This is a genomic window from Anaerolineales bacterium (assembly GCA_003105035.1).
Taxonomy (GTDB): domain Bacteria; phylum Chloroflexota; class Anaerolineae; order Anaerolineales; family UBA4823; genus FEB-25.
Map to the genome: position 1 here is coordinate 62,750 of PQAL01000024.1, position 15,866 is coordinate 78,615.

13 protein-coding genes are annotated in these 15,866 nt (G+C 49.3%); 5 read left to right on the forward strand and 8 right to left on the reverse strand.

The annotated features are described in order from the left end of the window. Window position 1 precedes the first annotated feature (1 nt). The 8 genes from C3F13_10265 to mtnA all read right to left on the reverse strand — a co-directional run bounded on the left by C3F13_10265 (window position 2) and on the right by mtnA (window position 9,927). Window positions 2-2,434 carry a copper-translocating P-type ATPase gene (locus C3F13_10265; GenBank protein ID PWB52996.1) on the reverse strand — a complete coding sequence of 811 codons (2,433 nt, stop codon included), beginning with the start codon at window positions 2,432-2,434 and terminating at the stop codon, window positions 2-4. An 86-nt stretch (window positions 2,435-2,520) separates the two neighbouring features. Continuing rightward, window positions 2,521-2,730 carry a heavy metal transporter gene (locus tag C3F13_10270; GenBank protein ID PWB52997.1) on the reverse strand — a complete coding sequence of 70 codons (210 nt, stop codon included), beginning with the start codon at window positions 2,728-2,730 and terminating at the stop codon, window positions 2,521-2,523. Window positions 2,731-2,748: 18 nt separating this feature from the next. After that, complete coding sequence (locus C3F13_10275; GenBank protein PWB52998.1) at window positions 2,749-3,015, reverse strand: transcriptional regulator; 267 nt, start codon at window positions 3,013-3,015, stop codon at window positions 2,749-2,751. 102 nt (window positions 3,016-3,117) lie between these two features. Next, on the reverse strand, window positions 3,118-6,747 hold the full coding sequence (smc, locus tag C3F13_10280; GenBank protein PWB52999.1) for a chromosome segregation protein SMC: 3,630 nt from the start codon (window positions 6,745-6,747) through the stop codon (window positions 3,118-3,120). Window positions 6,748-6,750: 3 nt separating this feature from the next. Then, on the reverse strand, window positions 6,751-7,470 hold the full coding sequence (rnc, locus tag C3F13_10285) for a ribonuclease III (GenBank protein PWB53000.1): 720 nt from the start codon (window positions 7,468-7,470) through the stop codon (window positions 6,751-6,753). 210 nt (window positions 7,471-7,680) lie between these two features. Then, entirely contained in the window at window positions 7,681-8,409 is a 729-nt protein-coding gene (locus C3F13_10290; GenBank protein ID PWB53001.1) for a hypothetical protein, read from the reverse strand. After that, window positions 8,393-8,872 carry a cyclic pyranopterin monophosphate synthase MoaC gene (gene moaC, locus C3F13_10295; protein ID PWB53002.1) on the reverse strand — a complete coding sequence of 160 codons (480 nt, stop codon included), beginning with the start codon at window positions 8,870-8,872 and terminating at the stop codon, window positions 8,393-8,395. Before moaC ends, C3F13_10290 begins: the two co-directional genes overlap by 17 nt. 11 nt (window positions 8,873-8,883) lie before the next feature. Beyond that, window positions 8,884-9,927: an S-methyl-5-thioribose-1-phosphate isomerase gene (gene mtnA, locus C3F13_10300; protein ID PWB53003.1), complete on the reverse strand. Its 1,044-nt coding sequence runs from the start codon at window positions 9,925-9,927 to the stop codon at window positions 8,884-8,886. Window positions 9,928-9,996: 69 nt separating this feature from the next. Between mtnA and C3F13_10305 the strand changes: the two genes are divergently transcribed. From C3F13_10305 to fabD, 5 genes are all read left to right on the forward strand, one after another. Then, a complete protein-coding gene (locus tag C3F13_10305) occupies window positions 9,997-10,905 on the forward strand; it encodes a signal recognition particle-docking protein FtsY (GenBank protein ID PWB53004.1) in 909 nt (302 codons plus the stop codon). A 29-nt stretch (window positions 10,906-10,934) separates the two neighbouring features. Then, window positions 10,935-12,030, forward strand: a protein-coding gene (locus C3F13_10310) for a peptide chain release factor 2 (GenBank protein ID PWB53005.1) whose coding sequence is annotated in 2 segments (ribosomal slippage) — window positions 10,935-10,970 and window positions 10,972-12,030 — 1,095 coding nt in all. Because the reading frame shifts where the segments join, the coding sequence is not laid out codon by codon here. 109 nt (window positions 12,031-12,139) lie between these two features. Beyond that, complete coding sequence (locus C3F13_10315; protein PWB53006.1) at window positions 12,140-14,542, forward strand: hypothetical protein; 2,403 nt, start codon at window positions 12,140-12,142, stop codon at window positions 14,540-14,542. A 124-nt stretch (window positions 14,543-14,666) separates the two neighbouring features. Continuing rightward, a complete protein-coding gene (locus C3F13_10320; GenBank protein ID PWB53007.1) occupies window positions 14,667-14,858 on the forward strand; it encodes a 50S ribosomal protein L32 in 192 nt (63 codons plus the stop codon). Window positions 14,859-14,909: 51 nt separating this feature from the next. Continuing rightward, window positions 14,910-15,845 carry a [acyl-carrier-protein] S-malonyltransferase gene (gene fabD / locus C3F13_10325; protein ID PWB53008.1) on the forward strand — a complete coding sequence of 312 codons (936 nt, stop codon included), beginning with the start codon at window positions 14,910-14,912 and terminating at the stop codon, window positions 15,843-15,845. The last annotated feature ends 21 nt before the right edge of the window (window positions 15,846-15,866 follow it).

The window sequence follows — 15,866 nt, forward strand, 5'->3', positions numbered from 1 at the left end:
ATCAACTGAGTTTTACATTCTTCAATCGGAGACTATTGGTTACCACGAACACACTGCTGAAGGCCATTGCCCCGGCAGCCAACATCGGGTTCAATAGGCCAACCGCAGCAGCAGGTATCAAGATCACGTTATAGAAGAAGGCCCAGAACAGGTTTTGCTTGATTGTCCGCAGGGTTTTACGCGACAAATTAATTGCCTTGGCCACACCATTGAGATCACCGCTGATTAAGGTAATCGGTGCTGCAGCCATGGCAATATCCGTGCCGGTACCGATCGCAATCCCCACATCCGCCTGGGCTAGGGCAGGAGCATCGTTAATCCCATCGCCTACCATGGAGACAACTTTTCCCTTCTCTTGTAACTTCTTCACTTCAGCCGATTTATCTCCTGGCATCACTTCTGCCAGCACAGTTTGAATGCCTACCTGACGGGCAATGCCATGCGCGGTCTGCTGGTTATCGCCCGTAATCATGGCAACATCTAATTTCATATCCACTAACATGCCAATGGCTTCCTTGGATGAGACCTTGACCGGATCAGCGATCCCGAAGGCACCTTTTAATTTTCCATCAATGGCGACAAGCACAACCGTTTTGGCTTCATTTTGCAGGCGGTCGATCGTTTCCACTCCAGATGCAATGTCAACCCCGGACGTTTCCAACAATTTTTTGTTTCCAACTAATACCTGGCTGCCACCTATCATCCCCTTAACGCCCATGCCTGTCTCAGTGGAAAAACCATCCGGTACCTCAAGAGAGAGGTTTCGTTGTCCAGCTTCTGCGACAATGGCTTCACCCAAGGGGTGCTCACTGGCATTTTCCAGCGAAGCAGCCAGGCGGAGGAGAGAATCTTCTTCCACTTGCTGATTGATATGATCGACAAACGTAATAAAATCGGTGACTATCGGCTGACCCTTGGTTATTGTGCCGGTCTTATCAAACACAACGGTATCGATTTTTCCAGTCTGCTCGAGAGCTTCACCGGAACGTAGCAGGATGCCTTGCTCTGCACCCTTGCCAGTCCCAACCATGACCGCGGTGGGTGTGGCCAGGCCCATAGCACATGGACACGCGATTACCAATACTGCTACCATATTAATCAGGGCACGCGTGAACAGGTCTACGTCTGAGTTAGCAGGCAGGGGGATAATGAAATACCACACCAAAAAAGTGATTGCGGCAATACCGATCACTGCCGGGACGAATATTTCAGAAACTCGATCTGCAAGTTTCTGGATGGGTGCTTTACTCCCCTGGGCTTCTTCAACAAGGCGGATGATCTGAGCTAGGGCAGTTTCCTTACCCACCCTGGTAGCTTCAAATTTTAGAATACCAAGTTTGTTTAATGTCGCCCCAATTACCTGATCTCCAGATTTCTTCTCTACAGGTAATGATTCGCCTGTCAGCATGGATTCATCGACCGAGGAATGGCCTTCGATGACCACCCCATCGACCGGAACCTTCTCGCCAGGTTTGACCTGAACAATATCACCAATTTTTACCTCATCTACGGGCACTTCCAGCTCTTCACCATCACGGATGACATGAGCTGTCTTCGCCCGTAGCTCCATTAGCTTTTTTATAGCTTCACTCGTTCGCCCTTTAGCTTTAGCCTCCAGGTACTTGCCAAGCTTAATCAAGGTGATGATGACAGCAGAGGTTTCAAAATAAACATGGCCTGGCAGGAAGCCTATGGTCACAAATATCGAATAGAAATATGCGACAGATGATCCCATGGCGATCAGGACATCCATATTGGCAGAACGATTCCGTAATGATTTATATGCACCCACGTAATACTGCCACCCAACGTAAAACTGAACCGGTGTGGCAAGCAGGAACATGACCCAATTCACCCAAGCTGCATCAGACCAGGCAGGCATCAAGATATCCCGTACCATGGAAAGGATGAAAAGTGGGACGGTGAAAATTAGGCCGGTGATCAGCAAACGCCGTTGCTGGTCAATTTCATGCTGGCGTGCGATCTGCTCTGCATCTTCAGCTTCAGCACCTGTCTCAACGACTTCGAATCCGGTGGATTTGATCACCCTGCGTAGTTCATTTTGGCTGACGATCGTGGGAATGTACGTTATTCTGGCGTGCTCGGTAGTGATGCTGACATTAGCCTCAAGGACACCCTCAATTTTGGTGACCGCTTTCTCGATCCGGCGTGCATCATTGTCGTCGCTCATGCGTCGTATCAGCAGATCAGCTTCACCTGTGGCAACGCCGTAGCCCGCTTTATTCACGCGCTGGATCAAGCTCTCGAGAGGTGAGAGTGAGGGATCAAATTCGACGGTCGCCCTCTCAGACGATAAATTGACATTCGCGACTGTCACACCTTTTTCCTTCTTAAGGTTTCTCTCCACAGTCGCTACGCAATTTGCGCATGTCATCCCTGTTATTGGGAGAATCACCTGTTTAGTATCGGTCATATGGTCTCCACAAACGAAAATTACGCAATATGCTCCATCTATCCCAACCTGGGCATATTGCGTAATTCATGATGAATTTCAGCGAATTAACCCACAGAGGGATAATCAATCGAAGTCAATAACTCTTTTATCTTTTGTTCACTGGCAGGTGGCTCAAATTCGATGGTGGCATTCCGTAGATTAAGGTCTGCCTTGACAGACTTGACACCCGGTAACTCAATTAACTCTGACTGGATGGTGTGCACACAATGCCCACAGTGAATATTTGGGATTGAGTAGGTAACTTTAGACGTCATATGTTTTCTCCTTGTGATTTAAGTAAATTTTTTCATTTCAAAAACATCCGCAATTTCTGCTAATACCCGCTCTCTTTCATCGGGGTTTTCCCCTCTCACTGCAGTTATGAGGCACGAATGTAAGTGTCCCTCCAGGATGATTCCGCTCACCTTATCCAACGCTGCCTGAACGGCATGAATCTGCTTGATCACGTCGATGCAATAGGTGTCGTTTTCGACCATTTGTTCGATGCCACGCACATGGCCTTCTATGTTTTTTAATCTTTTTACCACGTCGTCATCCATTTACGCCTGCCTACCCCCCCCTTAGGGGTGGGGTATTTATATTATACTAATAATATCAACTTTGTCAAGAGTATTTACTTGACTGATGTATGGGATTTAGAACTACACCCCGAACTCTTCCCCCAGTTCGTCCATGTGCAGGCTGATCACCTGGCTGGCAGAATCACGCCCCATGGTAACGCCATAAATAATGCTGGCTGCCTGTACGGTATTGCGATTATGGGTGATGATAATAAATTGAGTTTTTTCACTTAGTTCTGTAAGCAAATCACGAAATCTGCCTACATTCGCTTCATCTAGCATTGCATCCACTTCGTCAAGGATACAGAAAGGCGTTGGTGATACTCTGAGCAATGCAAATATTAAAGCTGTGGCGGTCAAGCTTCTCTCACCCCCTGACAGCAGTGATAACCCCTGTTCGCGCCTGCCGGGCAGACGCGCTTCAATATCGATCCCTGTTTCGGTCATGTTACCAGGGTCAGTTAATGCCAGGCGAGCAGAGCCACCCCCAAATAGCCTGGTGAAGATCTCTTTAAACTCCTGGGCGACGGCATCAAATGTACGCAGGAATTCCCTTTCCATCAGCAGGTCCAGCTCAGCAATAACCTCGCGGATATCTGCTTCCGCTCTGGTAAGATCATCAACCTGGGAGGTGAGGAACTCGTACCGTTCCTTAACTTCCTTGAATTCGCTCTCTGCTTCAGGATTGATGGCTCCCATCCTGCGGATCTGGGCTTTCTGCTGCCGGATGCTTTCCTCCAGCTCAGGAGATAACTGTTCAACTTTAGGCAATCTTTCGACCATCCCATCCAGCGGAAGGGGTTTAGGCCCGGAAACAGTGTCGGTATACTCAAATGCTACCAGGCCAAAATCATCTTCAATATGTCCACGCAAGGTTTCGAACGACTCCTGGTGATGAGCCAGGCTGATCTTTGCTTGCGTATATTGCGTTTCAGCACCACGTAAAACTTGGCGGGCCTCACTATCGCTGGACAACAGGCTGTTGTGCTCAAGCTCCAGGTGGTCGAGCTCTTTCTCCAATGGATCAACCTTCTTGGTTAATTCATCGATCTTCTGACTAATTTCACCTTCATCTTCTGATGACAGGTTGATTTTTTCATCCAACGATTTGATCTCTGCATCCAGTTGAAATTCCCTATCAGTCAGACTGTCAATATCGGCTTTCAATTGTCCCATGCGCCTGGTCTTGTCGAGCTGACGGTTACGGGCATCTACCAGGGCCTGCTCGATGACCGCTGTATTGGTATTCCAATAGGCATTTTGAGCCTGTAGTTCTTCCAAGGGCAGCTCATTCAGCGCGCCCGCTTGCTGATCTCTATCACGCTTGATTGTCCTTGCTTCAACCTGTAGAATACCTGCTTCTGCTTTCAGGTTGGCTTTTTCATCAGTCTCATTTTGTATATCTTGTTGAAGCTGGGCTTTTTGATCCTGGTGCCATTGCAGGGTACGCTGGAGCTTCTCAACCAGCATTTCAAGCTGGTGAGTTTCTTGATTAGTGTTTTTTTCACTTTCGCTGGCAATTTTGTGACGTTCCTTGGTCGCTTTTTCCTCTTGCAGTGCAGTATTCAGTTTCTGTTCGATTACAGCCTGTTTTGCTTCATAACCGTTGACCAGATTAACCGCTTTTTCCAGGACCGATTTACTCTCCCGGCGTTGGCGAGGCCTGACGAGAAGAGCTTTTCGGGATGCCCCTTTGATAATCGGCCCACTCGAAAGGTAGACTTCACCATTCAATGTAACCAGGCGGAAATTTGGAACCTTCCTCCAGTTACCTGATGAAAGGATGTCCCGCGCGGTTTTCCGATCCTTGACAACAATCACCTGACCCAATAATAGGTCGATAACCGGCATTAAACTAGGATCGGCTTTGATTAATTTGGCGGCGACACCGATGATCTGGCTTGGATCAACGGGGGCTTTCTCTAAATCCAGCGAGATCGGTTTAGATTGCGCGATAGCATCCAGCGGAAAAAGTGAGCCTCTTACTGTATCACTTTCGATCAGGTCCAGTGCTCGATCACTTTGGCTGAGTGTTTCAATCACCAGGGAATCAACATATTCACCAAGCACTGCAGCAATGGCGGATTCATATTCTTCTGGGACGGTCAGGATATTTCCCAAAGAACCTACAGCCCCATCCAGCCGCTTTTCTTTCACAGCCTGCAACAGAATCCGTGCACCTTCTTCATAGCCGGTCAGGTTTTTATCCGCCTCTTCCAAGACGCTGATCTCTGCTTGGACCTTGGCAACCGATGCCTTCTGGCTGGATATCTTTTCAGAGATATCTTTACGACCCAGTTCCAAAACACTAATCCGTTCCTGGACGGCGGAAAGCTCAGCCTGGATTGCTCGACTTGCTTTCACCTTCTCGTCTTTGGTTCGGACAAATATTGCATAGCGTCCCTGAGCGGCGTTTAGCTCATCCTGGGCAGTGGACACATCTCGGTCGAGCTTTAATATTGAGGTTTGGAGCTGAGCGATATGATTTTCTTTCTCGATAATACGGGCTTCAAGCTGTGTTGACTTAGCTGTGAGGCGTTGGATCGCACCATCCAATTCTTCTATTTGTCTTTCCAATTTTAAGCGGTCAACCTGCCGCGCCGAAAGTGCCTCAGCAGACTCGATGGCAGATTGGCGGGCTTCACCAAGCTCCTGTTCCAATTGCTTCAAGTCCAGATTGGCTATTTCGAGCTGATCTTTCTGCCTGGCGAGTTCTTCCTCGATCTTGAGCTTATCGACGGACAGCTGCTCGCGCTGCTCAATGAGCAGGCGTGATCGCTCAATACTCACTGCTTGCTCACGGCTTAAGACTTCACTTTTCTGATGTAGAATGGTCAGCTTCTGATGTGAAGCATTTAAATGACCACGCACCTCGTTAATTTGTGTACGAAAGGAGTGCAGCTTTTTATCCAGGTCAAGCTGCGACTCTTGCACCTTGAGTAAGACTGCTTCCTTCTGTTTGGCGTCGATCTGAGCTGCAACCAATTCAGCCTGGGATTTATGCCAATGGTATCCATACCATTCATGCAGAACCACCTTTAGATCTGCCTTCATCTGGTTGTACTCTTGGGCTCGTTTTGCTTGCCTCTCCAGGCTGCGTAAACGAGGCTGGAGCTCTGCCAAAATATCTTGGACGCGTTCCAAATTTCGTTTGGTATTCTCAAGGCGCTTGAGCGATTCCTCCCTGCGTGAGCGGTGTAAACCAATTCCAGCAGCTTCCTCAAATAATCGCCGTCTCTCTTCGGCTTTCAATGCTAAAGCGGCATCGACCAACCCCTGGCCGATGATCGTATAGGTACGCTCTGCCAATCCTGACTTAGCCAATACTTCCGAAACGTCTTTTAGCCTGACACGTTGCCCATTTAATAGGTATTCATTCTCTCCATCGCGATATGCCCGGCGGGTGATCCCCACTTCGGTGAAATCGATGGGCAACCAGCCATCGCTGTTATCAAATACGACCGTCGCTGAAGCCATACCGGCTCTTGGACGATTTTCCGAACCCGAAAAGATCATATCCTCGGTTTTTTTCGCCCTGAGCAGACCAAATGACTGTTCCCCCAACACCCACCTTAGTGCATCGGCAATATTGGATTTTCCAGATCCGTTGGGTCCCACGATGGCGGTGATCCCATCAGAGAAGAGGAATTCGCTTCTAGAGGCAAAGGTCTTATATCCGTGCAGCTCAAATGATTTTAATCTGGCAGGCATGTTTTATCTGATCCCTAATTTTTCGAGCGCATTTTTGGCAGCAATCTTGGCTGCAGCTTGTTTACTATGCCCCGAGCCGTGACCGTACTCGATTCCGTCAATAAGGACTTCAACCTCGAAATATTTGTCATGATCTGGGCCTGAATCGCCCACGGTTTTATAAACCGGGGTTCCAAAGCCTTTCGATTGTGACCATTCTTGTAATATGCTCTTCGGATGGTGTTCGACTTGATCGATCATGATCCGTTTCACCGCTGGTTCGATGATTGGATCCATGAATTTCCAGACATCATCCATATCATGGTCGAGATAAAGCGCTCCAACCAATGCTTCGAATGTCGAACCAAGCAGTGGGATACGATCGCGCCCGCCATTTTCAGCTTCGCCATGACCTAACCGCATGGCTGCTCCCAGATTTATGTCTCCAGCAAATTGCGCCAGTTGTTCATTACCAACCAGGGCTGCCCGGAGCCTGGTCAGCTGGCCTTCAGCCATTTCTGGGAAGCGATGGTAGAGCCAGGCAGCCACCAGGAAATCCAAAACGGCATCACCAAGAAACTCGAGGCGCTCGTTGTCCTCGATGGCATCCTTGTGCTCATTGTAATAAGATCGGTGGGTGAGGGCGCGAGACAACAATCCAATGTTATTAAATTTGATGCCAATACGTTGAGAAAAATCCAGTGGAGATTCTTCGGGTTGACTGCTCCCTGGGAGATATTCCATACTTTCTACTCCTGCGAACTCAGGGAGCGCCAGACGCTCTGCGACTGCCGAGTATCTGGCGATCCATTAGTTCAAATTATTAGTTCAAAGGTTCAATGGTGATATTATAAGCGAAATCTCATTCCGATATTTGGAAACCAACGACTATCTTTTCATAGATGTATATGCGAGATATACGAAATTAACTAGCGAATAGCCTGTAAATGCGAATTACTCCCCTCGCTGGGGGATATACTCACCTTCGACCCATTCTTCACCGTCGGTACTGACCTCTTTTTTCCAGATCGGCACAATCTCCTTCAGGCGGTCGATGCCATAACGGGTAGCTTCGAAGACGCCTGAATCTCGATGGGAAGCTGAACAAGCAACAATGACACTCACCGTTCCTGGTAGCAGGTGACCCACCCTCTGTACCATGGCGATACCTTCTACTTCCTTCCATCTTGAACGAATCTCCGTGCAGATCTGGTGCATTTTTTGTTTCGCCATCGCCTCATATGCTTCATACTCAAGATGTTCCGTTTGCTTGCCCACACCCCGGCTCGTTTTTCCCCTGACAGTACCCGAAAAAATGCACACAGCCCCGGTGGTGGCAGAAGTCAGAGCAGCGTTAATCTGGTTGATGTCGATTTCGTGCTCCACGATCGAAATAATTGTCGGTGGGTTGTTATCTGGAACAACGCCACCGCTTACAGGTGGAAACATGGCGATCTCGGCCTGGTCAGGAACCTCATCCTCATCGAAGGCAAACTCGTGGTTCAAGGCGACGATCACCGTTTCCATGCTTTGTTTCAACCCTGGGTATTGTTGCAGGACAAGTTGCTTAATATCAGAGATATGGGCTCCGGGTGGGTATTCCAGGGTCGCTTTGGACACGCCTGCCTTGTCGCGCAGGGTGGCAAAGAATAGCACGCGGGCTTGATTACTCATTGATGACATCCCCACTCTGACCGCCGGTCTTTTTTATCAGGCGGATATTCTGGATGCGCATGGTCTTTTCTACAGCCTTGGCCATATCATAGATGGTTAAGCCAGCCACAGCCACAGCCGTCAGGGCTTCCATTTCAACACCGGTTTTTGCGATCGTTTTAACGGTAGCGCAAATCCGAATCCCTGACAAGTTATCGTCAGGGGTTAATTCAACCTGAATATCGTGCAGCGGTAGCGGATGACACATGGGGATCAACTCTGCGGTCCGCTTGGCAGCCATAATACCTGCCACCTGGGCAGTGTTCAGGACATCCCCCTTTTTGATTAAGCCGGCACGGATCAGCTCAAGCGTTTTGGGCTGCATGACTACTTCACCGCCAGCGATCGCTACCCGCTCCGTTACGTCTTTATTACTGACATCAACCATCCTGGCACGTCCAGTTTCATCCAAATGGGTTAATTCCTGTTTCATAGCTTTAGACCTCACAATTTCTTCAACCCGGCCAAAGATTCTGTATAAGGTGGGTATGCCACTCCCCGGTCAGTGATGATTGCTGTGATGTATCTTGCCGGGGTAACATCAAAGGCTGGATTCGCAACCGTAACCTCGGGTGGAGTAATGGGATGAGCCTGTATATGTGTTACTTCTTCTTCAGGTCGTTCTTCGATGGGAATTTGGTCTCCGCTCGTGATCGACAAATCGAGGCTGGTGGTTGGCCCAGCTGAATAGAACGGCACACCATGAGCTGCTGCTACCAGGGCAAGGTTATAAGTGCCGATTTTATTGGCAATATCCCCATTTGCCGCGATGCGGTCACATCCCACCAGACATGCATCGATCTTGTGGTTCTTCATTATGTAACCGGATGCACCGTCGACGATCAAGGTGTGTGGGATACCCAATTGCTTCAGTTCCCAGGCAGTCAGGCGCGCTCCCTGCAGGCGCGGGCGAGTCTCATCGATAAAAACATGTACATTCTTGCCCTTCTCATGAGCCAACCTGATCACTCCCAGTGCGGTCCCGATCCCAGCAGTGGCCAATCCACCGGTATTACAGTGGTGGATCAAATTGGCCTGATTAGGGATGAATTTCTGGCCGTTTTGAGCGATTTTATAATCCATTTGAACATCTTCAGCATATATATTCTGAGCTTCAACCAGAATCCTATCTTTCAATTGGACGAGACCCATCCCAGCATTTAACTCGATGACCTTATTAATCCGATCGATCGCCCAAGAGAGGTTCACTGCGGTCGGCCGTGAGCCTTTCAATTCGACTGAGCTGGTATCTAGCTGCTTGATCAGATCTGAAGTAGTTTTTGCTGAGCTGGAGAGGGCAGTCAAAGCGAGGCCGAAGGCGGCAGCAACACCAATAGCGGGGGCACCACGGATAACCATATCCCTGATCGCTGTAGCGATATCGCTGCAGTGAATGTAATCATGGTAAACCACTTCATCGGGTAATAAACGCTGGTCCAGCATGCGTACCATGCCGTCCACCCAGCGGATTGAAAAATACTCACCCATCCTGTCCTCCAGATAGAACCAATGCGCAATTATAAACCCTGTTACCCTGCATGTTATAATACCCGACCGATGAACAACATTCTGTCGAAATGGAAATCCGGCTTATCACGCACAAGCAAAGCGACCTTCGGTCAGCTAGCCACGCTTTTTGGTGCGACTGAGATCAATGACGATACCTGGGAAAAACTGGAAGCCTTGCTCATCCATGCCGATATTGGTGTGGATACGACCATTAATATCATTGATAAGCTGGAAGACCGGGTTGAGCGGGAAGGTATTATAAAAGAAAGCGAGCTTAATATCATCCTGCGCCAGGAGCTGCGTGCCCACCTAGAGAACCCTCCCCAAATTGAGTTTTCTGAAAAACCTGCCATAATCCTGATCGTGGGCGTAAATGGCTCTGGGAAAACAACAACCATTGCCAAGCTGGGTAAAAGGTTCTTCAATGAGGGCAAGCAAGTCATCCTTGGTGCTGCAGATACTTTTCGAGCAGCAGGGGTGGATCAGCTGGAGATATGGGCCGATCGCATAAAATTACCCATCATCAGCGGGCAGCTGGGCGGAGACGCAGGCGCCGTGGCTTTTGATACCGTGCAGGCAGCCATCTCACGGAATTCTGACATCGCCATCATCGACACGGCAGGCCGCCTTCATACACGCTACAACCTCATGGAAGAACTTAAAAAAGTTCATCGCGTGGTTGGCAAAGCCATGCCCGGTGCGCCGCATGCCGTTTGGTTGGTAATGGACGCTACGACTGGTCAAAATGCCATGCAACAGGCACGGGCATTCAAAGACGCAGTGAAGATCACAGGTGTGATCCTGGCAAAGCTCGATTCGTCTGCCCGTGGCGGGATGGCTTTATCAATCCAGAAGGATCTAGGCTTGCCAATCCTGTTTGCCGGCCTGGGCGAACAGCCAGATGACTTACAGCCTTTCGACCCGGACATGTATATCGACGGATTGCTTCAAGAATAATTTTTTAGGATAACGGGGAGCTCATCGTTATGGATGACCTTGTAGAACGTCTAAATTCTGCCCAATCAAGAATACAGAGCCTACTGGTGCGCCTTTGACTTAGCCCACAAGCAAGAAGAGCTCGCAATACTTCAAAAACAGGCTGAACAAAATGAATTCTGGCAGGACCCAGAAGCTGCCCAAAAGGTGATGAAGAAGATATCTGCCTTGCGGCAGGAGGTTGATGATTGGAACCAAGTAAAAGGGCGCATCGACTACCTGCTGGAGCTGGCGCAGCTGAATGACGAAACGCTCCGCCCAGATATCACCAAAGACCTTGAAGATATCGAAAAAGACCTTGAGCATCGCGAATTCGATGTGCTCCTGTCGGGCAAGTACGACCGCAATAACGCACTGCTTGCCATCCATTCAGGCGCAGGCGGCGTGGATGCGCAGGATTGGGCTGAAATGCTCGAAAGAATGTACTTGCGCTGGGCAGAAACCAGGGGGTTTCGATCAGAGATCCTGGATATAAGTGAAGGTGAAGAAGCCGGAATAAAAAGTGTGACCATCGCAATTGAAGGTCCTTATGCTTATGGATACTTGCGACCGGAGAAAGGTGTCCACCGTCTGGTAAGGCTCTCTCAATTCGATGCGGCTCATCGCCGTCACACTTCGTTTGCCCTGGTTGAGGTGCTACCAGAAGTGGACGACGATACTGACGTTGATATCTCTCCAGACGACCTGCGTATCGATGTTTACCGCTCCTCGGGTGCTGGGGGGCAGAACGTCCAGAAGAATGCTACTGCAGTACGCATCACGCATATCCCGACCGGCATCGTCGTCACCTGCCAAAACGAGCGTTCACAGACACAAAACCGCGAGAATGCGCTGCGGGTTTTACGTTCCAGGTTGCTAGAAATAAAGGAAGAAGAACATGTGGCCGCGTTATCGGAGCTGCGGGGTGAGTATACCAAAGCCGAATGGGGCAGCCAGATTCGTTCATATGTACTGCACCCCTACCAGATGGTCAAAGATCACCGGACGGAGTTTGAAGTTGGCAATGCGCAAGGGGTGTTGAATGGTGATATCGATGGTTTTATTGAAGCCTATCTACGCTCGAACCTAGACAATGGCAGCAAATAATCCATCATATAGAGCTGGAAATAAATCTTTAATATACTTTAGAATAAAATATCTCCTCTTCGTACTCCTAGTTATCTACCTCGCCTTCAGCCTATCAGGTTGCGTGACATTGACCGACCCTGAGGCCTCCCAGGTCTACAACGCTGACGTCGTTGGCACGATTGATAGCGAAAATGATATCGGTCAAAGTTTCAAATCACGCAGGCCAGATGTAAATGCAATTACCCTGTGGGTCAGCATCCCTCCCAGTCAGGGAACAGCAATAACGAACCCCGCAACAAGGAAAATACGAGCCAGCTTATACACTTCTCCGGATAAACCCAATCCAATATTTGTCACCTCGATTCAAGCACCAGCTTCCGGCAGTAATGTTGCGTTAACGATCCCCATCTCTGACCTGAAAACACCCGCTTATCAAGAATTCTATCTGCTTATATCCACGGAGCCAGACAGCCTCCTGGTGAATGGTCGTAATGAAGATGCCTATACGCAAGGTCAGGCATATATTAATGGCACCCCATTTAATGCAGATATTGCCTTCCGTCTGAGCTATAACTACGGACCAGCAGCACTTTTTCAAGACCTCCAGAGATTCTTATCCAATGCCTGGATCGTCCTGCCCTTAATCATCCTTTTATGGTTACCTGGCTGGTTGCTATTGGATATCTCCGGATTGCGTAACCGCTTCGATTTCGGTGAACAAGTGGCCATTTCATGTGGGCTGAGCCTGGCGATAATCCCTGTGCTGGTTTTATGGACCACGACCCTCAATCTCCTTTGGTCACAGACAGTTATCTGGATCACCTTTGGGGTCTTGATTGCCCTTTTCATTTACAGACTCTTGTTCAGCTATCTTCAAACCCATAGAACCTCAGCACATTCATTTGAACATGACAAAGATACCGAAACGATTAACCCCAAGAGCTTCGCTCATCAGTTATTTAGTAATACATTTGCACTCTTGCTGATCTTTGTCATGACCCTGATGATCCGGCTGATCATGGTGCGCGATCTGGCCACACCTGCCTGGGTCGATTCAGTCCACCATGCTCTGATCACACGCCTGATCATGAACAATGGAGGCTTTCCCGCAACATACCTCCCGTATTTGAATATACCTGCAACGGATTACCATCCTGGTTTTCACAGCATTGCGGCGTTCTTCACCTGGCTAAGCCAATTTGATCTGGCAAGCTCCCTGCTGGTGTTAGGCCAGGCGATCAATGCGTTGTGTATTTTCTCCGTGTTCTTGCTGACCAAGACGCTAACCCGCAACAGCACTGCAGGTATCGTGGCGGCATTTATCAGCGGGTTCCTGACCCCGATGCCAGCTTACTATACGAGCTGGGGAAGATACACCGAGTTGACTGGGCTGGTGATTTTCCCGGTGGTGATGGCATTGATCCAGGCCTGGATGGAAGATAAGTCAGACCGGAATCCAGGGTGGTATCTCTTCCTTGGAGCACTGGCTTCGGCAGGGCTGTTTATGATTCATTACCGGGTAATCGTATTCCTCGCCTGCCTGGTGATTGCCTTTATCCTTATCAGGTTGGTGTTTCGAAACTTGAGGTTTGGGAAGAAGCTCACACATATTTTATTGTTTATCCTCACCATGCTGGGTCTGAGCATCCTACTTGTCCTTCCATGGATCATCCCAACCGTGAAGAACACGCTGTTGCCTGTTCTGAGTGCTCCTGTGACAACCTCTGCTTCGCCTTTGCAGGATTTTCCCTGGGCCTACTTGACTTCAGCACTCGGCAAGCAGGCGATGGTACTCGCAGGTTTGGGCCTGATATGGAGCATCATTAAAAAACAGGCTGTGGGGTACCTGTTGGCTGCCTGGGTGCTTTTGATGTTCCTGCTCGCCAACCTTGATAGTTTGCGTTTACCCGGTGGGAGCCTGATCACCAATCTTTCGGTGGAAATCAGCCTGTTTATCCCCATCGCTGTCCTGGGTGGATATTTTGCAAGCCAGGTGATTGGCAGCTGGAAGAAGGTCACATCCCAGCGATTAGCAATCCCCACTCAGGTCATCACCCTGATTATCTTCGTTTGTGTGGGGTATCTCGGAGCAAAACAGCTGGTGGCGATCCTCAACCCTGCCACTCTTCTTTCCCGCCAGGCCGACCTATCTGCCATCCAATGGGTCAAGCTGAATATCCCGGAATATGAGACGATCGTGCTCAACCCATTTGCCTGGGGTTATGGCCTGTATGCCGGGAATGATGGAGGTTACTGGCTGGAACCACTTGCAGGCCAGCTGACCTTACCCCCACCGGTGCTTTATGGGCTCAGCGCAGATTTTACGGAAGTCAGTCAACAGTGCCAGAATATCATCACGCTCAGCAGTGATCCACCAGCCTTAAGGGATTACCTGCTTACCAAGCAATATCATTACATATTTATTGGTGCTAGGGGAGGGGTTATCCCACCCCAAAAACTTTCATCCAGCGGATTTTTTGACCTAGTCTATAATCAGGATGGCGTGCGGATTCTGAAGGTTAAACCTTGACAGGTGAAGCGCACGAATATATAATCATGCCCTGCCTGCCCATTTGGGCAGGTGTTCTTGTGAATTCATCAGCCAGGCATTACCAAAGCAGGTTTTGCCAATAGAAATAGATAGGAGTAACCTCATGACGCCCCAACCAAAAAGGAAGCACTCTTCTGGTAGACGTGATCGCCGGCGAGCCCATGATGCATTGGCAAATACCAACCTGGTGGTTTGCAGCAACTGCGGAGAGATGCGTTTGCCTCATCGGGTTTGCCCGAACTGCGGTCATTTCAAAGGCCGTGAAGTCATTGAAATTAAAGAAGAGAAGAAATAACTTCGAAACGGGCCGTGAAACTCACGGCTCGAATGTTTTTATAACCATCTAATGAATACATCCAAGATCGCTTTCCTATTCCCCGGACAGGGCTCGCAGGCTGTCGGGATGGGTCGTAGTCTCGCCCAGGAATACTCGGCTGCAGGTGAGACATTTAAGGAAGCAGATGAAATCCTGGGCTTTCCGTTATCGCAGATCGCCTGGGAAGGGCCGGAAGAGTGTTTGAATGATACGATCAACACACAGCCAGCTTTGTTCACCCATTCGATCGCAGTTTTGCGCGTGATCCAATCCTTAAATCTTGAGCTTATCCCATCCTATGTGGCTGGCCACTCGATGGGGGAATTAAGTGCTTTGGTTGCTGCGGGTGCGATCTCCTTTAATGATGGTTTACGATTGGTCCGAATTCGCGGTGAATTGATGAAACGTGCCGGCGATATGAGCCCAGGAGGCATGGCGGCAGTATTAGGACTGGATATCCCCACACTGGATGAGCTGTGTGCTTCAGCAAGCACAGAAACGGAAATTGTACAGGTCGCCAATGATAACTCTCCCGGGCAGGTGGTCATCTCCGGTTCAAATGATGCGCTGGATCGTTTGCAACCGCTGCTCGAGAATGCCGGCGCCAGGCGGGTGATCCGTCTGGCGGTGAGTATCGCCGCACATTCGCCGTACATGTCTACTTCCCAGCAGGATTTCAACCAGGCCATTGCTGCAACACTTATCAAGAACCCCCTCATTCCGATCATCAGTAATGTAACCGCGCTGCCAATGCTCAATGCAGAAGAGATCAAGGCTGACCTGCAAAACCAGCTCACCCACCGCGTGCGCTGGACTGAATCGGTTCAATATCTTGCCTCAGAAGGCGTCTGTGAGTGCTATGAGATAGGAAGTGGCTCGGTACTTAGTGGCCTGGTAAAGAGAATTGACCGAAGCTTAGCAGCAACCACCCTGGGTAACCCTGTAGACTTTGCCAGAAATCAATAATTATTAACCATGCTGTTAGAA